The organism is Laceyella putida, assembly GCF_042665195.1.
GTDB lineage: Bacteria > Bacillota > Bacilli > Thermoactinomycetales > Thermoactinomycetaceae > Laceyella > Laceyella putida.
In genome coordinates this window covers 1-19121 of record NZ_JBHTBW010000083.1, presented here as the reverse complement: position 1 = coordinate 19121, position 19121 = coordinate 1, and the positions used below count along the sequence as shown (strand labels likewise).

The following is a 19121-nucleotide window of genomic DNA, read 5'->3' as shown; positions in this document are numbered from 1 at the left end:
CGTCACGCTTGAGCACCACCTGACGGGTGTCGCAGCCACCTCCTTGGTCAATCCAGTGCGGGAACAAGTCTCGCGAGTAACCAGTCATTGAGCCTTCTGCTTGGACAGTCAGTGCGTTCAGTTCAGACTGAGCAGTTGACTTCGACGGTGTATCTGGCGGAAGTGCCCAGGCTGTTGGCGTGTCATATGCAGCAGACAGCGACAGAACCAGCGCAAAAACAACCGACCACATCATCGATTTCTTCAGCATAGAAGTGCCTCCTGTATGTTATTATTTCTAACCATTTTTATATTCTAACATCCATGTTCATTTTTAGTGAATGAGATGTAAATCGTAAGATAAAGATGCTACACGATCATCACTCATGATGTCTCACCCCAATCAAAAAAGAGGCCCCTGAGAGCCTCTGTAAGACGTTTTATTTCACTCCAGATACATCTGAGTATATCCTCTGCTCGTTCCATTTATTGGGCAGACCCCAAAATCGACGTTCGCTACATCCACCCTACTGAGGCGTTTTTTCATGACTGAATATTGAATCGAAGTGTGTGCTACAAACCAATTTGTATCGACATATGTTCTGATGATTATGACATCTGATTCATCGCACTAAAAAAGCCTACCCAACGGGTAAGCCTCGCTTTCTCACTTCTTCTCTTCGAGCGCCTTCACGCGCCGGTCCAGCTCCGATAACTTCTTGCGTAATTGCAATGTTGTGCCTTCTTGCAGTTTCATTTGATCCTTGAACAAATCAACATGCGCCTGGTGCTCGTCTACGCTACTGGCAATGGTCTGAACGCCAGCGATGAGTTGTTGTGTTCCGGCGAAACCATTGGCAACTGTCGTCTGTAGCTCCCTGATCTCCACCTGCATCTCATCCTGTTTCTTGGCTATCTGCTGAACAATAGCCAAAATCTGATCCAGCTTGGCATCACTCATGCGGTTCGCTCCCTATGGTTGATGATTTCATTATATTAATTCGGGTCAGGCCGCAGATATACCTTTAGCTATCATGTATAAAGGCCCCGTCCGTGATCCAGTCAAGTGAGGTCGCCTCTCTTCAACTTCATATACCCTTTCAATATCTCCCCGCACTGCACCCGCATGAACTCGTTCAGATACTTCACCTTGAGCCTGTAGCCCTTCCAGACATACTCCACCATCCGGTCTTCTACCAATTGAACGGTTTGGAGGATCTCGCCTTGGGATTGGCGGAAATAGCGGCGAAGTTCGGCCATATCATTCAATATTTGATCGATGATGTGGTCGATCTGGTCTTGGTATGCCTCCGCCATCTTGAGGTGGCCCATTTGTTCTTTATCTCGATTCAACGCTTCCAGCAGTACCTCTAGGTGGACATATCGCTTTAGTTTGACTTCAAAATCAAGGTGGTCGTCGTCATACAGCATAAGACTTACCCCCAAAATTAAATGCATGGAACACTGGTAACCGTATTAGTCCTCGCTTCGTGAACCCTCTCGACTTCACCTTCATTCGGATTGCCGGCTTCAGATAAATGAACTTCTTATCCTCCCCCACCTTCACCTTATTCACTATGGACCATACCGCTTTCCTTACATTAGGTGGCGGTGGAAACTCAATGAGACCAGCCGGACGCACCCGCCCCTCATCCTCTAGACCGATGAGCCACCCGAAGTCCCCTTTCCGAATCGCAGTCAACCGAACATCAAAGTATTGGTAGTTAATCACCTTGAGCCAGTCATACGATCGTTTTCCCACTTGATAGGTGGAGTTCACTTTCTTTAATACGATTCCTTCAAGGTTCTGTTGGCTGACTAGATCAAAGAAGGCTCCTGCCTGTTCACCGGGTATGGATCGAACCAAGGATAGATGTGGCTGCTCTTTGATCTGATCTTGCAGGATGGCTTTCCGTTCATGGAGTGGCAACGAGGTCACGTCTTGGCCACCGATCATTAAGACATCGAACACACAGAACTGGACAGGGTCGCTCTTCATCAGCGTCCGGATCTTGTGTTCATTCGTCGTCTGAAACCTGGTTAGGATGGCTTCAAAATCAGGGTGGGACTGCTCATCCGTGACAATCAATTCGCCGTCTAATATGGTGTCTGGCGGCAAGTTCAACATGGCCAACTCAGGGAACCGGTCAGTACACCGGGTACCGTGCCGGGTCCAACATTGTATCTGGCCACTCACTGTCGAGAGGATGAGACGGATACCGTCTAATTTGAGTTCCGCGATATATGATGAATGACTGATTGGCTCAGTCGCTTTATGTAGTAACATGGGAGATTTGAACATTGATAAATCACCTATTATCATTGTATCAATCTCCACTTGATCGATCATTGGGAATGGATGGACAAAAAAAGCACCGGTGCGACTAGGCCGGCGCTTTTTTAATATAAATGACAATAAATTTAATCATGTTAACCCTCTTAGTCTGATTCTGATATGGTAGAATAAATTAAGCAAACAACCTCATTTTGCCTAGAATTCCCCCCCTCAGTGTTAGTGGCACTGAAGGGGATTTTTTGTTTCATCTGACGGTTGCACCCAAACTTCTTCCGCGCTCATGATCCACTCATTTTCCCGTGCCGGCATCAACGTTCGCAACATCGTTTCTGCGATTGCTCGCGATGCCTGTGGTGGAACCGCATTTCCAATGCGCTCGCGCCATCTCGCTTCGCTGTTGCCCGCAAGCTCCAACGGGTTCCCGTTGATCTGAACAGGGAACCCTTGCAATGCGGCCAGCTCCAACGTGGTCAACGGTCTATGCCAGTTCCCTTCCTCGCTAATGATCACCCATTGCCCTTTTTCGTTCATTTCCGGAATCCGTGGATCTGCAACCGCGCACGTTCCAGCGTGGACATCTGCGGAACCGGTAACGGTGTTCGCCACCTGGTCCCATCGCAAAATCCCATAGGTTCCCGATCTCGGCTTGCATCCCAACCGCGGGTCAGCGATACATATAGCCCCGTTGTTTGGCCTGAATGCCCCGGTGACTGTGTTCGCGGCCTCATCCCACCGACTGACTTTGTATATGGTTCCGTGTGTCCCGTCCTTAAACCCTGTGGCCACTTCTGGAATATCTGTTTCCTTTCCGTCGGCCACCAAGCAATATTGAGAGAAATTCCGTTCCAAGTCTCGCCAGTCTTTACCTGGGCGAATAAGCGCCAATCTGAGCCACGTTTTAAACTGAAGCTTCGGCAACCGGTGCATCTTGCCGCCTGTTAGGCTATCTGGCAGCGGAAGTGATTTCAACACATCGCCCACTGTCTTCATTTTCTTCACAGGTGGATGATATACAAAAGCCGGCACTTTCTTTTCATTCCTGGCAATCAACAGATATCGTTTCCGATGCTGAGCAAGCGCACCGATCTCCCCACAATCATGGTATCCATCCGATACCGCGTACCCGTATTTCTTGAGCAATCGCTTGATTTCATCCAGTAGGTGTTTTCCTCTCGTCGCGATCCGTGGGACATTTTCAAACAGAATGAGCGATGGCAAATCTTCCTCGAACGCTTTCAATGTTAACTGGATCCCGCGAATGGTTAATTGACTCAGCGCTTGATACTTCTTTGTTTTTGCTTTGTCCTGGCCAAGTAGTCCTGAGAATGATTTACATGGTGCAGAAGTGAAGACTATATCGGGATACTCACCGCCAACCGCTTGCCACAAACTGAACGGTGTGACTTCTTCCCAATCATCTGGCGGCTCATGACCATGAAAATCGATGTACTGTTGCCGGCTGAAAAGATCCATTTGAATAGCTGGCGCACCCGTGATCATCTCAAAATCGGCACACGCTTCGGCGTCACAGTCAATGCCGGCCATTGTTTCGATTGTGCCGACCGCTCCTTTCCACTCTTCCCGGGCCTGCTGGAACCCGAGCGCACCGCCGCCAATCCCCGCGAACAGATGTAATGCTTTGAATTTCATTTCTTCGCCCTCTCTCTCTGTGGTAAAATGATCGTATCGTTGTTTTTCGAGAGCCCCCGTGGTGTGCCAGCACCAAAGGGGCTTTTTGCTTGCTTTCTTCTGAGATCCTGCCAACGTCTACGCCGTTTCATCGCCTTGGAGAGTACCCGCACCATTCCCCGCCTCCTTGAAGATGACATGGAACTCGCGCCCATTCTCCCCTTTCTTGATGCCGTATCCTTCAATTAGCCGGTCTTTAAATCCGGGCCGCTCCAATTCCCGAATCAAACACCGTAGTGCTACGGCCATCGCCCCGCCAGTGACTTTATGTGTCGGCATCTTTACTTTTTTGTGGTCGCCATCTTGACGAAATTCAATCGGCATTGCATTTGCCATGCTGTTCACTCTCCCTTGTTTGGCTGATATAACCCGCATGCGTCCCAACGTCGATCATGCTCGCCGCGCATTCTCCAATGCTCCTTGTTTCTCAGGATGCACTGTCCAGTTTCTTGATCAAAATATTTACAAGGCTTCTGCCCTTTGCGAACCACCCCGCACCCTGCGCCGTTCCAGGTCAGACCGTACTTTCTGACCATGGGGTTTTCATTTTCCAAGTAGGCATCGGGTCCGGTCGGCTTCTTCTTGCGCTTGCGCTTCGGCTTTGGCTCCGGCGCTGGTTCCGACTCCGGTGCTGATTGGCTGAATAGATCCAATTGTTGTGCTATCATGATGCGTCTCCTTTCAGTAGCTGATTGAAGAATGCTTCCTTTTCCGCCATGTACTTCTTGAACAGCGGCGGGTTGAACAATTCCAACAGATGTTCAAGCAAATACTCACTATCGGCATGAGGCACATTGTAGAGCGGCATCACCCACTCTTTGGCGAGGTATTCTGGAACTCCCAGATCCGCCCGCAAGCGTTGAATCATCCAAGACTTGTGCAATTCCAACCTCTCGGCCTCGCTGTATTCTTCATATTCTTCAAATTCGTCGTCCTCATCTCCGCAAATGTGGGCTGATTGAATCTGATCTACAACCCATCTCAAGTCTTCGATCATCTCAACTTCCTTCTCGCTCAGGATCGATGTGAGTTGTTTTTTCTTCCCCTTCTTCAGTTCCGGTTTTGTCTCTGGAAACAGTTCCAATTGCTCCCCGTGTCGCGGATCAATCATGATGCGTCATCCTCCCAAAATCGCTCATATTATTCACTCCTTACGGATTAGCTTGTCTTTCTCGTTCCTGCCGGCTCGCTTTCAACCGCTCATCCATCAAGCGCAACTTCGCTTGGATCGATGCCTGTTTATCTTCGAGATCAGCAGGGTCTTCCTGTGACTCTTGTTTGCTGGCATCCAGTTGCCACCGCAACGACTGAGGTAATTGTTCTTGCTTATCAGAACGGCGTTGCATTGGAACAACCTTTTTTCTGATTGCTTCTTTCTCTTCTTCCAAACGGTTAATGATGATCGTCTCGCAATAAGCAAAAGTGAATTTCTTTTTCTTCCGCTCAACAGCATAATCAATTACATCTTTCACCTGGTCCAAAGTGACTTCTTTTAACTCAGCAATGTTTTTGATTGATTGATATTCCAATGGCGATAACGGTTCACCGATTCCTTTTTTGGTACAGTAGTAGTCAATAATTGCTTGCATCTTTTCTTCATCGACTTCATTTTTTGGGGCATCAGATGATGAGGGAATCAGGTTAAAGGAATCAGGAATCAGGTTAAAGGAATCAGCAGGGCTTGTTATGTGCGTTTCTGGTTCTTGCACTGTGCTTGTACTGTGCTTTTCTGATGCTTCGCTTTGACCAGTGTTTTCAAGGGTTTTCGGCTCAGGTTCATTTTTTTCGCCATCCGCTGTTGGTGCATCTGTCTGTTCCTTGGGTTGACCTTGTACAGTTTTTGCACCATGCAAGTCTGGTGCTGGGATGATGCTTTTCTTTTCTTTGCAATGTGGGTTTTGGTGCTTGTGCCAGTTTGTAATCTGAATGTACCGTTCACCATCTACCTCATAACGCTTAATGAAGTTGCGTTTATGTAGCTCATCCAACAGATGGTCTACATCGCAGTTGTCATAAGGCAGTACCTCAACCTTGATCCGCTTTGGTCGATCCTCAAGCCGACCTTCCCGATCTGCAACCGTCCAAAGTCCTGCAAACAACAACCGTCCGAGTGGTTCTACTTCTGCCAATTGATCGTTTAAGAAAAAGCCGGGTTTTATATTCCGTGAACGCGCCATATTTTCACCTCATGGACTTTAAGATTGGGAGGGCGGCCAGCTCGTGACCGCCGTTGTTTAAAATGGTCCGTCCGTCTCCATAACCTCAAACTCGTCAACTGGTATAACCTCGATTTTCTCCACTTCTGCACCCGTGCGGGTCAAAGACTTTGACCACTCGTTGGCTCTTTGCATCGCTGATTTATGGTCAATAGCGTTTATGGGGAATGTGGTTCCCATTTTCCTTCCCGTCGCCTTGTGGACGAAGTAAATTTTCGCATCCCATTTCATCCCGATCCGCTCCTTTCAGTTCACCAATCCCGTCCCGCTCCAAATCGCGTAATATTGGGCCATCTCTTCCCAGGTGATGTATCCGCCTTTGTGTAACGCATCCACGAACTGATCAAGATGCTTTAATCCGTAAAATGGAACCCCGGTCATCATGCTCATTTCCTCCATGTTTTCAATCAACCGCCGCTCGATCTCTTCCGCCCATAGCTCCGCGTCACCAAACGCCGTGATTGACCAGATTTTCATGTTATCCGCTCCTTTATGGGAAGGGGCGTATTATGCCGCCCCGTTTTGTTCCTCGCTAACTTCCCGCATCGCCTGCAAAATGTTCCGTGCCCATTCGTTGTCGCCTAAGGAAAGAGCTTGTTCCATCAGCTTCATCAGTTCGCGCAGTTCCATTTACGCCGCCCCCTCGCCCAGTAATTTCATGATCTCGTCATCCGTTGGGTCGCTAGTGTCTAGCTGTTTCTGTCCCGTCTTGGCTTTGACTGCGTCGTCAATGGCTCGTTTGATCTCTTCGTTGGTTGCGCCATCCAGGAAATCTGCGATGACCTTGAATTCCTCATCCGTCACTTCTTTGCGACTCTCCTTGCCAGTGAATCCGAAGACGATGGCCTTTTGTGCCCTTTCCTGCAACCCTCTCTTTGCCGCTACCGCGAAGAATCTTCCGCGCTGGTTGGTTGCTTTCGTCTCTTGTGGCTGTTGGTTTTGTTCGGCCAGCTCCTTGTATGCATCCAGCTCGCCATTACCTTGTTTTGTCGCCGCTGGTTGGTTGCTTCGTTGAGTCTGTTGTTTGGCGCTGGTTTTCTTTACCGATGACTTTTGAGTTGTGCCAGCATTTTGGTTTCCTCCATGTTCCGCCGCGCTTGCGTCATCATCTTCGTCCGCCGCGATTCCGAGCGCTAAACTGAGTGAGTACCGCCGAGCGTATGTGAGAGCCGAGCCGATTTGTTGCGGCGTTGCGTTGGCTCCTGCGCGAATCGGAACCAGATCAAAAATCATGTACTCGCCCGACTCGTGTAAAATCATCGTGTATACGCCTTCCAGATCACCTTTGTCATTTCTCACCGGGTTTTGAATGTATGAGAGGCCATGTTTTTTCAACGGCTCCCTGATTGTGTCGATGATGTCCCCGAGATCAGCGTATTTGTATTTATAACCCTGTTTTTTCGGGTCCTTGGGTGGGATGATGGCCGTTTTCGTTTTTGATGGGTTGGTGACTTCTCCTTGGAATTTGCTCAATGCTCCCGCAATCTGTGCAATCGATTGGCTCATTTGCATTTGTGCATTCGCTCCTTAGGTGTTATAATCGTGCCAAGTACATTTTCAAGAGCCTATTTCCCAACGCTCACCCGGCTGCATCCGTGGTGGGCGTTCATCATTTCTTGCCAGTCGATATGCCCCCTGATCGTGAGCGTCCCGTACCAAATCCCATCTTTCATGATTTTGAATTTGAGGACTCCGCGATCCATGAAGGCCACGCCCGTGTATTTGCGCTGCTTGCGCATCGGTTCCACCTCCTTTCATGATTCCCGAAAGGGTAACAACCATGTTGCTATTTACGCAACTCCAAGAGCTGAAAAAAGAGCCTTATTAAGTTCGTCCACTGTCATGCCCAGCGCTTCAGCGATTCTAGGGATATCGATTATTTTAATCTTGATACCACCCGATTCCATACGGTTATATGTGCTTTTATGCACCATGAGCCTTTGAGCGACTTGTTCTTGCGTCAATCCGCGTTGGCTTCTGATTTCAACCAACCGTTTTAGCACCAATTCTTCCATGCTTCATCCCCCTCTCTTTGTTTCGTTTTCTGCAACATTTAACCTTATTATAGTTGCTATTTGCGCAACACGCAACCCCTTTTTGTCATTTTTTTTGATAAATTTTGTATCCATTATTTTTGATAAGGGTTATCAAACCATGGTATAGTTGACATTATGGAAATAAAAAATTTCCCATTAAGAAACCACGAGACTTAACATATAATGATTATGAGGTGATCTTTATGATGGTGTTTTCAGAAAGGCTGAAAGCGCTAAGACGAGAAAAGAGAATAACGCAACAACAGATTGCCGACAGATTTGGGGTTACAAAATCAACGGTTTCTCGATGGGAAAAAGGATCGTTTGAACCGGATACAGAGAAGTTGAAGGAAATAGCTGATTACTTCGGTGTTACTGTTGATTACTTGCTCGGCAATGATGAAAATCAAGAGAACAAGGATAAAAAGAATGCGGATCTCGTGGATCTGCTTGAAGAGATCAAAAAGCGCCCGTATGTAATAGATCCTAAAACGGGCGAGGCGAAATACATTCCCAAAGAGCGGTTGAAGATCATCAACGACTTGATCGAAGGTTACTTGCGAGAAGAAGGCATTTTGCCGGACGAAGGCGAAGACTGCGCGAGAAGTTTGTGACCCTGGTTTTCGTTTCCAAAGCGAGGGCCAGGATTTTTTCTTTCAAGAACTCATTTCTATTCATCCCATTTAATACAGCGTTTAAGCATGTCTCATTTTCATTCACAGCCAAACCAATCAAATAAGAAAATCGCTCCCGTTCAGACTTAAAGCCTACCGTGTTGCGCTTTCGACCCTTTTTTGCTGGTTGCATGCTGCATCACCTCGGGCTTTTTATTGTACCACAAAACAGAACATATATTCCCTCTCTGGGGCGTCATCGAATTTTCTGTATCTATTGTTAAATAGAAAAGCCAGCTACATCACACCCGTAGCTGGCTTCTCTATTTCCGATTAACAATACAAGTCAGAATTATTTGAGCCAATTTTTCCTCTGATTTTATTGACGCTTCGATCATTGCTACCTTTAAATCATCCTTATCTGCTACTGCCCAATCAATTACATAGCCCGACTTCAGTCCCAAGCATCGTATAAACTCGCGTTGGGTTCGTCCGTTCCCTTCGCGAAAAGGATGCAAAACATTGATCTCTGAAAGGTAATAAGCTACTCGTTCAGCGAAATTCTGAGCATCCAGCCTGGTCAAATATCGCTCATCTCGCAACTCCCCAAAAATCCTATCAGCCTCAGATTGGATCATACGCGGTAAACAAAAAAGAGTTGGCGGCTTTGAAATAACCACTTTCCGAATTTGCCCAGCCCATTCATACACATCTTGAAAAAGATGCTTGTGTATGCGCTGTAAATGGGCCAAATCAAACGATCCCGAAAGTGGTCTTGCCATCAACTGAAGATGCCTTTTTGCTGTCATTAGACGTTCCCATTGATCGAGTTTCTTTTTATCCCGGATATCCAACTTGTTTTTTAAAATGGTGGTGCCAGGATATACATATGTCGATTCGTCCAACCCTTGTCTTATCCTTTCATCACAAGCTCAAAGGCTTTGCGATCATATTCTTCCTCGGTAATTCTTCCCTCACAGTACGCACGAAGGAGATCTTGTTCAGTATTCGTTAGGTAGATACCTTCATGCTTCAATGTTCCAAGCACTCCACGAAGCATTTTTCTCTCGACAAATGACCCCTTACGCAGTATCCGTCTAGGTCTGCCGACAATCCGTCTTGCTCCGATCATAGGACGGCATCCTTTCCGTTTGGTTTACTTATATTTTATCAATGATGGTAAGGTCCCACAATGGACAATACGACAACCTTATTATTATGGGTTTATCCATCTTGATTCAAACAAGTACTTCGCTTGCTTTAGTCATCACTTATCATTTCGCCGCTCCTCCCTAATTCTCCACAAATCTTTGATTAATTGTTCTTCAGTTACTTCTTCCTGCTCTGCTATCATCTGGATCAAACTGCTTAACCGGTTGAATGATTCTAAATCGTAACGACGCAATTTTTGATCAAGACGAAGATACTTTGATTCCAGCGACAATAATTTAGCCTCAAGCAATTCATTGCTCGTCACATATTTTGATTGCTTAGTCGGATTATTAGCAGGCAATTGCTTCACTACATCCTCAAGCTGATCTAGGCGCTGATTTAGTTTATTGAACTCCTCTTGGAAAAACGCCTTCAATTCTTCCACCGAATGACCCCCTGACCACGATCATATCACTAATTACCAATCAAGAGGAAAGACCAGAGTCATCGCCCTGGCCTTTCACTTCAAACTTAAGAAAAACTTCCCGATCTTAGTGAAGAAGCTACTGAGAGTGACTTCCTTTTGATCAATCAAGGTTTTCACGGGTTGTGACTTAGGATCGTACCAGTCATAGCCTCCTGGTAAATGCTCTTGCTGTTTTGCCTGCATCCAATTGCCTTTCGGCCCCTTCACGTCCATCCAACTCATATGTATCACCTCTACGCTTCATATATTAGCAATAGTCTGTATTATTTTAAAGGAGCTATTTCCCGCAGACAAACAGGAGCCAGAACCGGCCGCCTACAACCAACACGAGCCCCAAGACATCTGTCCACCAGGGAAGCAGCTGGCCGGACGTAAATGAGTAAAGGAATACGCCCCATACCAGCGGATATAGAAATGCCCGAATGGTATACATGAATCGCACGATCAACAATGTCGTCAGCAGCGCAACAGACCCTAACCCAGCAACTCCCATCGCATACATCTTGATTATGCCAAACCAAAGGAAAAATGGTTCGACGTAGGTCAAGATGGCCAGCCAAAAGGCGTTTTCTCGCGCCCTCACAGATGGGTCTTGGATATTCACATTGATTCTGATTTGCTCACCTCCAACAATGTTATATTATCTAGTTTTCATATATTTTTGAATATATAAAGACCAGGGCAAGGCCCCGGTTGTTGGTTGTTATCCTGTTAACTTTAGTTAGCGTCCCTGAAAATCATCCTTACCGCTCAATCATCATCCAACAATCGTATTCATTTGTTCCTCTTCATACTCTTCGCGACACTTTTCGCACAAGAAATATTCCGGCTCGACTTGGGTTGCGTATTCAACCTCGTTGCGACAGCTATCACATCGCTCCATGCCTATTTCTCACCTCCGCATAAACAGTTTTGCAACGATTAGAATAAATGTCACTACACAAATTCTTACAGAAGTTGCCGACTGAAAGCCCAACTCTTTCAAGGGTGGGATGAAAGTCGGCTTCAGCCGTGTGGAGTCTCAATTATCAATAAGAGAAAAGCCAGCTACATCACACACCCGTAGCTGGCTTTTTATTGTTCATTTGCCTTTTCCAATTTGCTCACGCGTCTGGCCAGATGGTTCTGTTGCGCGGCGAGCAGATCCATTTTCTTTTCCTGAATGTCAAGCTTCTCGACATACTCCACTTGGCTATCAACAATATCCTGTGCCGACATGCTCACAACACGCTTCACGTCCTCTAGCTCCGTTTCGAGCTGGTCAAAGCGCTCAGCCACTTCTTGGCGAAACGATTGTTGCTCGGATTCGATCCGATCCAATCTCTGATTAATTGCGCTGAACTCATTGTTGATTTTAGCAAATTCACTGGCCAAAAATGCTTTCAAGTCGTCCATCGTCCGGCCTCCTTTGTCTCCATTGTAGCAATTGTTTCCAGACAAGGGAATGCCCCAAACTCCTTCGAATAAATTATTGACGAATATATTGGGGGTGATTCTTTGGGTAAGTTCAGAAGTTTGGTTGCTGAAGGTAAGTCCCGCAGTGAGTTGGAAGATAATATCAACTTCCAACTTGGATATCTACGGGATGATGACGAAGTGATAACGGTAGATGTTCATAAGGAAAAAGATAAATACTTGGCCGTAATCATATATGAAAAAGCTTGAACCGTGATTGGCTCAAGCTTTTTTCGTGTTTATTTTTCCCAACACTTTCGATCCCACTATCAAAACCATCACAATCATCAAGATATACCAAACCGTCATTACGACCGCCACCGCATAGGCAGCACCCACACCGATCCAGAACCACTTATGATGTTTGAATTTGTATTGTTGCCCCTGCTTCATCTCTAGAACATATTCTTCTGATCCAATCTTCAAGACGGACTTCACGTGTCGATCTCCTCTGAAGATGCTGGCAAGCACAATCACCAGATAAATCAACACGACGCAGGTGGTACCTACGAGAATTAACGCCGCCCATTGTGAACTTGTTTGAATTGCATTTTCCATCGCTGATCACTCCTTATATGGTTAATGAAAAGAAGAGAAAAAGATAAGACTTAAAATGCCTTGCGTCTGAAATTAAGCCTCGACGGAGAACATAAAACCTTATGAAATATCTGGTCTGATCTTGGTTTGTTGGGGTGTATTAGTCGTTTTCGTACTAATACACTCGCTAATACACCCCTAAGACCGCATGCCCTGTATAAATTTTTCCAATTGAGACAGGTAATCTTGTTGCAGACAAACGGTATGATCCAGTCCTCGGCTTTCTAAAATCTTTGGCAACTCCGGGAAACGTTTCGGTTCTTCCGTGACAAAAAATATGTGTGGAAACTTGTTCTCCGATGCAGAGCTGATCGGTCTTTCATACCAATCTTTCCAACCTTTTACCTCTCGGTAGCGGTCGATTTTCTTTGTTAAGTTGGGGAACTTCTTTCTTCGGCCATAATCATCTTTCCCGGTGTCATACTCCAGGAAGAGCGTATAGTGTTTGCCGTTGGACTGGTCATACAACATGCAAAATACATCTGGATTCAAGCCGTTGCTGTGTTTTAATATCCGATTTCCGCACTCATAAGCCCACGCCTTAACTTCCACCCCCATCTCCTTCATCAGTTCTCTGGTCTGGATCTCCATATCATGGATGCGGAGGATATGGTGAGCGGTCGCCGGCAGAACGACCTGCCCATCCCGGTGCTTGATCCGCTGATGATGCTTTGCCCATCCAGCGTACTGGCTCCCTAGTTCTCCCATTGAAATGACCATAGTCTTTTTTACGGTTCCATCCCACTGGATAATAGGCTTTTTCAAAGCTTTATCAACGAGGTAAACCTCATAAAGTTTGTTTATATCTCGCCTTAGGAGCAGTTGACTTTGAGACTGATGACCGAAGTCTGGATGGAAATATTCGAGCTGTTCAATCGTCAGCAATCTGCGTTGAGCGAGAATCTCCAACATCTTTTTCTTTCGTTCTGTCAAATCTACATTAGCCTTTGCCCAGTCCAAGCTTAGTTCGCTTTTAGGAAGTCGCTTCCGCCGGTAATCTCTGCGAGTTCTTCTTCCAGGTTCCTCTCGTTTTGCGGTTGACATGTTTTTTCATCCTCCTTTTCCTCGATCCCATAAATTTTTGTCTCTACATCTTTTCTCGGCCTACCCAATGGATTGGCCATGCTGCGTGATTCTTCCAAGCTAACCTGCCGATACATGGGCAACCTCATATCAACGGGTTCAATCAGCTTCGCCATGAAGATATGGGTCTTCTTCGCTACATCGATGCGGAAAATGCCGCAATATTCCATGTTCATCAGCTCGGTAAAGTCTTTCACATCATAAGGAGCAAGCATATCGGCCATGGACTTGAAGAAATCGTCTCCGCCCTTGAGCAAAACCAAATTCGGTCTGGCATCCTTAATGGATCGCTTCAACTTCTCTGCATTCTTGCCAGCTTCATCAAAACTGGACCAGCCGTGAACGGTGAAAACATAACGGAACCGGTATTTCCGGGGTTCTTTGAACAACGCGCCAAACAGATTTTGAACAGCTCTTTGATCAAGGATTTGATGAAGCTCATCGACAATGATCAAACATTCTTTTCGCTTGTTGTCCTCCAATCGTTCACGAGCCAACATCATCATCCAAATTTTCATGAAGTAGTGGGTAAACAAGAACTTTCTTAATTCCTGAGAAATTTCTTGGCCACTCCCAGGCAGATAGATCAATACCAAGTATGGGCCTGTATTCGTCCATTTCCAGAAATCGATATCAGGGTTTTCGTCTTGGGCAATCAAGTTAATGAAGTCTTCATCTGTCATGAATGGCACAAGGCGGTTTTTAATCGTCTTTAGCACCGATGGATCATTGATCATATCCGTTGCGTTTTCTTCCAAGGCTTTTGCAAGGTTCCGTTTCTTTTTCTTCTCTAGCTTTTGAAGGGTTTGAAACCAATATTGCTGGTCTTTCAAAATCTTTAAGGCGTCGATCAAGTTGCCTTTCCCCACTTCGTAACTCGCTTGTAACGCCGCCTTGAAGTAACGCTCAACGGCCACGGTCTTGCTATCGTCACCCACGGAATCCAGCAAAATCTTTGTTTCTGTGTCTGCGATTTGTTTTTTGATGCTACGGCTCTTTTTATTGATCTTGATCACGTCATGAAAGTTAACAGGAAGAGGGTTTTCTGTATCCGCGTGGTTAAGAATCACCACATTTTTCCGCGCCCAGGACGGGATATGCTGCCGAACGTTTTTGATCATTTTGCCATCAGCTAGTTCAAAAGCAACCACAGACCGCCCATACCTGCGCCACTCCGTCTCATTCTGCGCACCTGCGAGGAACGTTTCTAGGATCTGATTCTCGATGTAACTGGTTTTGCCTGATCCCTGCTCACCAAAAGCGATGGTCGCTTTCACATATGAATCGATCTCGGTAACATTCTTGGGCCTTGGCATATACACAACCCGATTAGTGTACAGCTCCCGTGCAAAAGCAAGAGCGCCCAAGCCAGGTTTCAGCATTACTTCCGGGATTCTGGTTTTCTGCAAATGCTCCGAGTAAAAATCTTTATCTTCCACATCTGGTAACAGTAGGAACTTGCTTATTTCCGCCTGGTATAAGCACATCGTTGGCAAATTGTAGTGAATTCGCCCTTTCGCCACTTTGGATAGGTCCGGCTTCACTTTGACAACTTCCAGCCGGTTCTCACCTTGGAGCTCCGTCATCAGCTTTTGCAAATCAGCTTGAAACTGCTTCGCCTTTCCCTCATCATCCGTCCATAGGAGAAACAACGCTTCCACTAGCATGTATTTATTGTTGTCCGACGCGAATTTGCGATCCGTATACGGCTGCTTTTGATCTTTCTTTGGCAACAGCTTCTTGATCTGCTGAAGCGCAACCTGATGTTTTTCCCGTACTTCATCTTCGCCGTCGTACCAAAAGTCATAGAGCATTTTGGCAGTTGCCTTTGCACCTGTCTTGGTATAGTGCCACACCTTCGCTTTCGTGGTAGTAAGCCCTAAACGCGCCTTCTCCAATTGATCCCGCTTCTCTTCCTGGTCCACCACTTCTTTCACCGTTAGGCTGTACATCCCATGATCCACCGAGCGAAAAAGCTCTTTGATCTTGGGGCTTCCGTCCAAATCGATGGCCAAATGATGGCTGCCTTTAACTGCGAATGCGTATAAATTCGTCTCAGGAAGCTCCAGATTGTCTTCCTCCATTCGGAATTCACCAATGTCCTGGTACAAGGTTTGCTCAAACTTCGTTTTGAGAAGATGATCCTTGTCTTTGGGTAGATTCGTGTAAGCGTGGATCTTCCCATCACGCTTACACAATTTCAGGCTAAAATGTGGAACGTCTCTATACTCTTGCTCACCTGTGGTCGGATTGACGACTTTGCGTCCTGCACCTTTCTCCAGAAATCCTTTGTTCATGCTTGCCAGTTGGTTAATGATTTGCATCCTCTCACTTCGTTCGTGCTTCTCAGCCCCTTGGACCGGCACAATCCGGAAGCAATTTGATGGAAAGTACCGTGTTTTCATCATGTCATCCCTCCTAGAAAAAAGAGGACTTCATCAGTCCTCTTCGTATAGTCCCTCGTCAACTTCGATATTCTCTTTCTTCGCCAACCGCTTCCGATCCAAGACGGTAGCTACGCCCCAAATAAAGCCGGCCGCTACCAACCCAACGATAAATGGCACTAAGATATCCAATTTTGAACCTCCTTTAACACCTTTTGTTCCGCGCCTTGCGCTTGCTCTGGGTGCATGGATTTTATGAGTCCATACGGCAAACCGATCACAAGAGCGATGGCCGCTAAATAGCTCAAAATTACTTTGGTCAACGTTCGCCACTCACTTTTGATAGAGTAGCGAACGATTATTATTAACAAAATGAACGTAAACACCTGATATTCAACCAGCAACGTGATGGACATATAGAGCATACCAGTGAAGAGATCCATCTTCAGTTCCCCTTGGTCAAATCTTTGGTGACTTCACCGGAAACAAAATTGACGATAGCGTCAACGGGTGCAACGATGGATTCCCCGAGATTGGAGGCTACCTTCGTCAAACCAGGTGCAGCCCCCAAGAAAAGACAAATGATGAGAAAGGTTTTTACTTCCGTCTTAACGGACTTTCCTGACAGGTACGCACTGACACTTTTCCAAATCGCGGCAATAAGCACAATGGTTAACGCAAAGTAGATCATTTTTGCAACCAAGGCATCCATTTTTTCACTCTCCTCTCGATCCATTCATAAATGTAGCTTGCAATTATAACCACCGGAGCAACGAAAACGATCAGAAACAGTAGTAGCTTTGCCGTAGTAATCATTTTGGCTCTAGCTCCGTGAACGGTTTGCCGTTCAGGTCAATCCCCAACCCTGAGTATGCGGCCGTGACCTCTTTCAGGTCGAACACGCCCGACAAACATTTGAGAACAACCAACCCCTTGCGAGCATCCCGCTTCTCGTCAAAATTGACGTGTTGCGGGACCTTCCAATTGCCTACACGATAGGTCGCCATGATATCTCATCTCCTTTTGTGGTATCATGGGAACCAGCCAGTTATTAACTGGTTCCAAGGCAAGAGCTTACCGCTGAGCTGTCCAGGCATGCGCGGTAGGCTCTTTCTGCATTAGCTTGGTATTACTTCGATCACAATTCGATCTTTGCTCAACTTCGACTCCAAAAAAAAGAATCTTGACTAACTGGTAAACATCCAGCCCAAGAACACTTGCTATGGTTGGTATCTGATCAGCACGCATTCTAACGTCTCCAGATTCGATTCTAGAGTAGCCACCAGCTGTTTTTAAACCAAGCGCATTAGCCATTTCCAGCAAAGTCACTCTTTTTTGAATTCGACATTTGGATAACCCCTTTAGATTCAAAAGTTCAAGCCCCCTTCACCATTTGATGTTTGCTCAACTTATTAACCTAATAATATTTGATGTTTAATCAAACGTCAACAACAAAATTGCTATTTGATCAACTTTGTATTAAGATGTATTTAAAGAGTTTGCATTGTATTTGAGGGCAAAAGTGAGGAATTAAAATGGATTTTGCAGCAAGATTAAAAAGCCTTAGGAAAAAGAAAAAAATAACCCAAGCAGATCTGGCAAAACACTTAGGAATAGATAACACGACTGTCTCCAAGTGGGAAAAGGGGATTTATGAACCTAATATCGAGACACTCAAAGAACTTGCTAACTTTTTTGGAGTCTCGGCTGATTGGCTTCTGGGTGGTGAGTTTCATTCAACCCGCCGTGGGTTTGGAAGAGACCATAGTAGCAAAGCTACAAAAAAATATCTTGATCTTCGGTTGCTCAACACTTTAGAAGATGCTCCAGAAGAGGTGCGCAGAGAGTTGCAACCACCCGTATTGCTCTATCAAGTTCTACAACTGAGGGATGATGTACCGATCACCATATCGGCATCCTATCTGCCTAATTCTCTGCCGCTTGATGAGTTGGAAAAGATTCTGGAAGGAGTGAAGCACAATCCCACACTGAGTCTGTATAAAACGCTGGAATCCTTTGGGAGAAAACCGATATCGTGCGAAGAAGTTATAGTCGTGGATAGTCCTTCACAGGAAGAAATTGATCTACTGAACATGCCTAAGGACGTTCCTGTTGCGCGGATTACGCGGAAAACCTTTGACGCATCAAGTAAACTTGTAGAGTATTGCCTGCTGACGAGCCGAACAGATCTGTATAAGTTTGTGTATCGATTCACTTTATAAAGGGAGGTTTTTATTGTGGAACATGAACATACCAAACAGATGGCTTTGGAATATCACAAGCGAACAGGATTCCCATTCGTAACACTGAAAACAGCAATGACATTAGATGGAAAAATTGCTACCTCAACTGGCGACAGTAAGTGGGTAACCAATGAACTTTCGAGAGAAGACGTTCACCGCATGCGCCATTGGATGGACGGCATTATGGTTGGGATTGGAACAGTTCTAAAAGACCGCCCGAGTTTAACTACTCGCTTACCTGAAGGTGGAGGCAAAAATCCAACACGCATTGTAGCTGACAGCCTGTTGCGTATCCCGCTTGATACTCCACTAGTGACCACCACAAAAGACGCTCCAACATGGGTTTTTTGTACTGACCAAGCAGATACAGAAAAAGAAAAACAACTTATAGAGCACGGAGTGAAGGTGGTCCGCACTGGCAGTGGTCCGCATGTTGATCTCGTAAAAGCGATGAAGCATTTGGGCGAAAACGGAATCACATCTGTTTTGCTTGAAGGGGGCGGTCAGCTCAACTGGTCGATGCTGGAGGCAGGACTTGTTCAAAAAGTAGTTACCTTCATTGCTCCAAAACTACTTGGCGGCAAGGAAAGTATTACTCCGATTTCAGGTCAGGGATTTGAGCGAATGGGGTTAGCCGTTCCATTAAAAAACGTTACAGTCCAGCACTTTGGCGAAGATATTTGCATTTCTGGATATCTTGATCAGGTTGCAGCCGGTACCCAAGATTGACAGCGGTTATGCCGCTGTGAGGCTGCTGACAAACTGCCTTGAAAGGCAGGGTCAGCAGCCTTTTTTGTCGAATCAATAAAAAAACACTCTATAAGAAGTTTTTTCTATGTTTAGAACAAACCCGAGTAAAGAACATCAACCAGAACTGGTTAACATAGAAG

General features: G+C 45.9%; 32 protein-coding genes and 1 pseudogene. 4 read left to right on the top strand and 29 right to left on the bottom strand.

What is annotated here, in order from left to right:
• The 15 genes and pseudogenes from ACFQNG_RS19710 to ACFQNG_RS19640 form a co-directional block, all read right to left on the bottom strand.
• Positions 1-250: pseudogene (locus tag ACFQNG_RS19710) on the bottom strand (hypothetical protein); the annotation flags it as partial.
• Positions 251-646: 396 nt separating this feature from the next.
• Positions 647-940 (bottom strand): hypothetical protein, encoded by a 294-nt coding sequence (locus ACFQNG_RS19705; protein ID WP_379867626.1) that lies wholly within the window; start codon positions 938-940, stop codon positions 647-649.
• A gap of 101 nt (positions 941-1041) precedes the next feature.
• Positions 1042-1410 carry a YhjD family protein gene (locus ACFQNG_RS19700; protein ID WP_379867625.1) on the bottom strand — a complete coding sequence of 123 codons (369 nt, stop codon included), beginning with the start codon at positions 1408-1410 and terminating at the stop codon, positions 1042-1044.
• Complete coding sequence (locus tag ACFQNG_RS19695; RefSeq protein ID WP_379867624.1) at positions 1400-2281, bottom strand: ATP-dependent DNA ligase; 882 nt, start codon at positions 2279-2281, stop codon at positions 1400-1402. Before ACFQNG_RS19695 ends, ACFQNG_RS19700 begins: the two co-directional genes overlap by 11 nt.
• 210 nt (positions 2282-2491) lie before the next feature.
• The gene (locus tag ACFQNG_RS19690) at positions 2492-3925 is read right to left on the bottom strand and encodes a DNA cytosine methyltransferase (RefSeq protein ID WP_379867623.1); all 1434 of its coding nucleotides are present in this window, start codon (positions 3923-3925) and stop codon (positions 2492-2494) included.
• Positions 3926-4042: 117 nt separating this feature from the next.
• Complete coding sequence (locus ACFQNG_RS19685; RefSeq protein WP_379867622.1) at positions 4043-4300, bottom strand: hypothetical protein; 258 nt, start codon at positions 4298-4300, stop codon at positions 4043-4045.
• A gap of 5 nt (positions 4301-4305) precedes the next feature.
• Positions 4306-4632: a hypothetical protein gene (locus tag ACFQNG_RS19680; protein ID WP_379867621.1), complete on the bottom strand. Its 327-nt coding sequence runs from the start codon at positions 4630-4632 to the stop codon at positions 4306-4308.
• Positions 4629-5075: a hypothetical protein gene (locus ACFQNG_RS19675; RefSeq protein ID WP_379867620.1), complete on the bottom strand. Its 447-nt coding sequence runs from the start codon at positions 5073-5075 to the stop codon at positions 4629-4631. Before ACFQNG_RS19675 ends, ACFQNG_RS19680 begins: the two co-directional genes overlap by 4 nt.
• 40 nt (positions 5076-5115) lie before the next feature.
• On the bottom strand, positions 5116-6141 hold the full coding sequence (locus ACFQNG_RS19670) for a DnaD domain protein (RefSeq protein WP_379867619.1): 1026 nt from the start codon (positions 6139-6141) through the stop codon (positions 5116-5118).
• Between the two features lie 57 nt (positions 6142-6198).
• The gene (locus ACFQNG_RS19665) at positions 6199-6411 is read right to left on the bottom strand and encodes a hypothetical protein (protein ID WP_379867618.1); all 213 of its coding nucleotides are present in this window, start codon (positions 6409-6411) and stop codon (positions 6199-6201) included.
• A 15-nt stretch (positions 6412-6426) separates the two neighbouring features.
• On the bottom strand, positions 6427-6657 hold the full coding sequence (locus ACFQNG_RS19660) for a hypothetical protein (RefSeq protein WP_379867617.1): 231 nt from the start codon (positions 6655-6657) through the stop codon (positions 6427-6429).
• A 30-nt stretch (positions 6658-6687) separates the two neighbouring features.
• Entirely contained in the window at positions 6688-6810 is a 123-nt protein-coding gene (locus ACFQNG_RS19655; RefSeq protein ID WP_379867616.1) for a hypothetical protein, read from the bottom strand.
• Positions 6811-7692 (bottom strand): ERF family protein, encoded by an 882-nt coding sequence (locus ACFQNG_RS19650; RefSeq protein ID WP_379867615.1) that lies wholly within the window; start codon positions 7690-7692, stop codon positions 6811-6813. It abuts the gene before it with no gap.
• Between the two features lie 53 nt (positions 7693-7745).
• A complete protein-coding gene (locus tag ACFQNG_RS19645; protein WP_379867614.1) occupies positions 7746-7919 on the bottom strand; it encodes a hypothetical protein in 174 nt (57 codons plus the stop codon).
• Positions 7920-7970: 51 nt separating this feature from the next.
• A complete protein-coding gene (locus tag ACFQNG_RS19640) occupies positions 7971-8195 on the bottom strand; it encodes a helix-turn-helix transcriptional regulator (RefSeq protein ID WP_379867613.1) in 225 nt (74 codons plus the stop codon).
• A 227-nt stretch (positions 8196-8422) separates the two neighbouring features.
• Between ACFQNG_RS19640 and ACFQNG_RS19635 the strand changes: the two genes are divergently transcribed.
• Entirely contained in the window at positions 8423-8830 is a 408-nt protein-coding gene (locus tag ACFQNG_RS19635) for a helix-turn-helix domain-containing protein (RefSeq protein ID WP_379867612.1), read from the top strand.
• A gap of 323 nt (positions 8831-9153) precedes the next feature.
• Here the strand turns inward: ACFQNG_RS19635 and ACFQNG_RS19630 are convergent, their stop codons facing one another.
• The 6 genes from ACFQNG_RS19630 to ACFQNG_RS19605 form a co-directional block, all read right to left on the bottom strand.
• Positions 9154-9735 carry a Fic/DOC family protein gene (locus ACFQNG_RS19630; protein ID WP_379867611.1) on the bottom strand — a complete coding sequence of 194 codons (582 nt, stop codon included), beginning with the start codon at positions 9733-9735 and terminating at the stop codon, positions 9154-9156.
• 362 nt (positions 9736-10097) lie between these two features.
• The gene (locus ACFQNG_RS19625) at positions 10098-10427 is read right to left on the bottom strand and encodes a hypothetical protein (RefSeq protein ID WP_379867610.1); all 330 of its coding nucleotides are present in this window, start codon (positions 10425-10427) and stop codon (positions 10098-10100) included.
• Between the two features lie 75 nt (positions 10428-10502).
• A complete protein-coding gene (locus ACFQNG_RS19620; RefSeq protein WP_379867609.1) occupies positions 10503-10691 on the bottom strand; it encodes a hypothetical protein in 189 nt (62 codons plus the stop codon).
• Positions 10692-10746: 55 nt separating this feature from the next.
• Positions 10747-10962 (bottom strand): hypothetical protein, encoded by a 216-nt coding sequence (locus ACFQNG_RS19615; RefSeq protein ID WP_379867608.1) that lies wholly within the window; start codon positions 10960-10962, stop codon positions 10747-10749.
• Positions 10963-11226: 264 nt separating this feature from the next.
• Positions 11227-11352: a hypothetical protein gene (locus ACFQNG_RS19610; protein ID WP_379867607.1), complete on the bottom strand. Its 126-nt coding sequence runs from the start codon at positions 11350-11352 to the stop codon at positions 11227-11229.
• Positions 11353-11543: 191 nt separating this feature from the next.
• Positions 11544-11864 (bottom strand): hypothetical protein, encoded by a 321-nt coding sequence (locus tag ACFQNG_RS19605; RefSeq protein ID WP_379867606.1) that lies wholly within the window; start codon positions 11862-11864, stop codon positions 11544-11546.
• A gap of 102 nt (positions 11865-11966) precedes the next feature.
• Between ACFQNG_RS19605 and ACFQNG_RS19600 the strand changes: the two genes are divergently transcribed.
• Complete coding sequence (locus ACFQNG_RS19600; RefSeq protein ID WP_379867605.1) at positions 11967-12134, top strand: hypothetical protein; 168 nt, start codon at positions 11967-11969, stop codon at positions 12132-12134.
• A gap of 12 nt (positions 12135-12146) precedes the next feature.
• On the opposite strand, the gene ACFQNG_RS19595 is transcribed toward ACFQNG_RS19600, so the two are convergent.
• From ACFQNG_RS19595 to ACFQNG_RS19560, 8 genes are all read right to left on the bottom strand, one after another.
• Positions 12147-12482: a hypothetical protein gene (locus ACFQNG_RS19595; RefSeq protein WP_379867604.1), complete on the bottom strand. Its 336-nt coding sequence runs from the start codon at positions 12480-12482 to the stop codon at positions 12147-12149.
• A gap of 177 nt (positions 12483-12659) precedes the next feature.
• Positions 12660-13565, bottom strand: coding sequence for a replication-relaxation family protein (locus tag ACFQNG_RS19590; RefSeq protein WP_379867603.1), 906 nt, complete (start codon positions 13563-13565; stop codon positions 12660-12662).
• The gene (locus ACFQNG_RS19585) at positions 13484-16012 is read right to left on the bottom strand and encodes a type IV secretory system conjugative DNA transfer family protein (protein WP_379867602.1); all 2529 of its coding nucleotides are present in this window, start codon (positions 16010-16012) and stop codon (positions 13484-13486) included. Before ACFQNG_RS19585 ends, ACFQNG_RS19590 begins: the two co-directional genes overlap by 82 nt.
• Before the next feature lie 30 nt (positions 16013-16042).
• On the bottom strand, positions 16043-16180 hold the full coding sequence (locus tag ACFQNG_RS19580) for a hypothetical protein (protein WP_379867601.1): 138 nt from the start codon (positions 16178-16180) through the stop codon (positions 16043-16045).
• Positions 16168-16431 (bottom strand): hypothetical protein, encoded by a 264-nt coding sequence (locus ACFQNG_RS19575; RefSeq protein WP_379867600.1) that lies wholly within the window; start codon positions 16429-16431, stop codon positions 16168-16170. Before ACFQNG_RS19575 ends, ACFQNG_RS19580 begins: the two co-directional genes overlap by 13 nt.
• Before the next feature lie 2 nt (positions 16432-16433).
• Positions 16434-16700, bottom strand: a complete 267-nt coding sequence (locus tag ACFQNG_RS19570) for a hypothetical protein (protein ID WP_379867599.1) — start codon at positions 16698-16700, stop codon at positions 16434-16436.
• Between the two features lie 100 nt (positions 16701-16800).
• Positions 16801-16995, bottom strand: coding sequence for a hypothetical protein (locus ACFQNG_RS19565; protein ID WP_379867598.1), 195 nt, complete (start codon positions 16993-16995; stop codon positions 16801-16803).
• A gap of 67 nt (positions 16996-17062) precedes the next feature.
• Positions 17063-17359 carry a helix-turn-helix domain-containing protein gene (locus tag ACFQNG_RS19560; RefSeq protein WP_379867597.1) on the bottom strand — a complete coding sequence of 99 codons (297 nt, stop codon included), beginning with the start codon at positions 17357-17359 and terminating at the stop codon, positions 17063-17065.
• Positions 17360-17523: 164 nt separating this feature from the next.
• On the opposite strand from ACFQNG_RS19560, the gene ACFQNG_RS19555 reads away from it, so the two are divergent.
• A complete protein-coding gene (locus ACFQNG_RS19555) occupies positions 17524-18210 on the top strand; it encodes a helix-turn-helix domain-containing protein (protein ID WP_379867596.1) in 687 nt (228 codons plus the stop codon).
• Positions 18211-18225: 15 nt separating this feature from the next.
• Complete coding sequence (ribD, locus tag ACFQNG_RS19550) at positions 18226-18960, top strand: bifunctional diaminohydroxyphosphoribosylaminopyrimidine deaminase/5-amino-6-(5-phosphoribosylamino)uracil reductase RibD (RefSeq protein WP_379867595.1); 735 nt, start codon at positions 18226-18228, stop codon at positions 18958-18960.
• Positions 18961-19121: the final 161 nt, after the last annotated feature.

Bases quoted from the DNA above. Each gene is read 5' to 3' on its own strand.
- ACFQNG_RS19705 (WP_379867626.1), bottom strand. From the start codon at position 940: ATGAGTGATGCCAAGCTGGATCAGATTTTGGCTATTGTTCAGCAGATA.
- ACFQNG_RS19700 (WP_379867625.1), bottom strand. From the start codon at position 1,410: ATGCTGTATGACGACGACCACCTTGATTTTGAAGTCAAACTAAAGCGA.
- ACFQNG_RS19695 (WP_379867624.1), bottom strand. From the start codon at position 2,281: ATGTTCAAATCTCCCATGTTACTACATAAAGCGACTGAGCCAATCAGT.
- ACFQNG_RS19690 (WP_379867623.1), bottom strand. From the start codon at position 3,925: ATGAAATTCAAAGCATTACATCTGTTCGCGGGGATTGGCGGCGGTGCG.
- ACFQNG_RS19685 (WP_379867622.1), bottom strand. From the start codon at position 4,300: ATGGCAAATGCAATGCCGATTGAATTTCGTCAAGATGGCGACCACAAA.
- ACFQNG_RS19680 (WP_379867621.1), bottom strand. From the start codon at position 4,632: ATGATAGCACAACAATTGGATCTATTCAGCCAATCAGCACCGGAGTCG.
- ACFQNG_RS19675 (WP_379867620.1), bottom strand. From the start codon at position 5,075: ATGATTGATCCGCGACACGGGGAGCAATTGGAACTGTTTCCAGAGACA.
- ACFQNG_RS19670 (WP_379867619.1), bottom strand. From the start codon at position 6,141: ATGGCGCGTTCACGGAATATAAAACCCGGCTTTTTCTTAAACGATCAA.
- ACFQNG_RS19665 (WP_379867618.1), bottom strand. From the start codon at position 6,411: ATGAAATGGGATGCGAAAATTTACTTCGTCCACAAGGCGACGGGAAGG.
- ACFQNG_RS19660 (WP_379867617.1), bottom strand. From the start codon at position 6,657: ATGAAAATCTGGTCAATCACGGCGTTTGGTGACGCGGAGCTATGGGCG.
- ACFQNG_RS19655 (WP_379867616.1), bottom strand. From the start codon at position 6,810: ATGGAACTGCGCGAACTGATGAAGCTGATGGAACAAGCTCTTTCCTTA.
- ACFQNG_RS19650 (WP_379867615.1), bottom strand. From the start codon at position 7,692: ATGCAAATGAGCCAATCGATTGCACAGATTGCGGGAGCATTGAGCAAA.
- ACFQNG_RS19645 (WP_379867614.1), bottom strand. From the start codon at position 7,919: ATGCGCAAGCAGCGCAAATACACGGGCGTGGCCTTCATGGATCGCGGA.
- ACFQNG_RS19640 (WP_379867613.1), bottom strand. From the start codon at position 8,195: ATGGAAGAATTGGTGCTAAAACGGTTGGTTGAAATCAGAAGCCAACGC.
- ACFQNG_RS19635 (WP_379867612.1), top strand. From the start codon at position 8,423: ATGGTGTTTTCAGAAAGGCTGAAAGCGCTAAGACGAGAAAAGAGAATA.
- ACFQNG_RS19620 (WP_379867609.1), bottom strand. From the start codon at position 10,691: ATGAGTTGGATGGACGTGAAGGGGCCGAAAGGCAATTGGATGCAGGCA.
- ACFQNG_RS19615 (WP_379867608.1), bottom strand. From the start codon at position 10,962: ATGGGAGTTGCTGGGTTAGGGTCTGTTGCGCTGCTGACGACATTGTTG.
- ACFQNG_RS19610 (WP_379867607.1), bottom strand. From the start codon at position 11,352: ATGGAGCGATGTGATAGCTGTCGCAACGAGGTTGAATACGCAACCCAA.
- ACFQNG_RS19605 (WP_379867606.1), bottom strand. From the start codon at position 11,864: ATGGACGACTTGAAAGCATTTTTGGCCAGTGAATTTGCTAAAATCAAC.
- ACFQNG_RS19595 (WP_379867604.1), bottom strand. From the start codon at position 12,482: ATGGAAAATGCAATTCAAACAAGTTCACAATGGGCGGCGTTAATTCTC.
- ACFQNG_RS19590 (WP_379867603.1), bottom strand. From the start codon at position 13,565: ATGTCAACCGCAAAACGAGAGGAACCTGGAAGAAGAACTCGCAGAGAT.
- ACFQNG_RS19585 (WP_379867602.1), bottom strand. From the start codon at position 16,012: ATGATGAAAACACGGTACTTTCCATCAAATTGCTTCCGGATTGTGCCG.
- ACFQNG_RS19575 (WP_379867600.1), bottom strand. From the start codon at position 16,431: ATGGATCTCTTCACTGGTATGCTCTATATGTCCATCACGTTGCTGGTT.
- ACFQNG_RS19570 (WP_379867599.1), bottom strand. From the start codon at position 16,700: ATGGATGCCTTGGTTGCAAAAATGATCTACTTTGCGTTAACCATTGTG.
- ACFQNG_RS19565 (WP_379867598.1), bottom strand. From the start codon at position 16,995: ATGGCGACCTATCGTGTAGGCAATTGGAAGGTCCCGCAACACGTCAAT.
- ACFQNG_RS19555 (WP_379867596.1), top strand. From the start codon at position 17,524: ATGGATTTTGCAGCAAGATTAAAAAGCCTTAGGAAAAAGAAAAAAATA.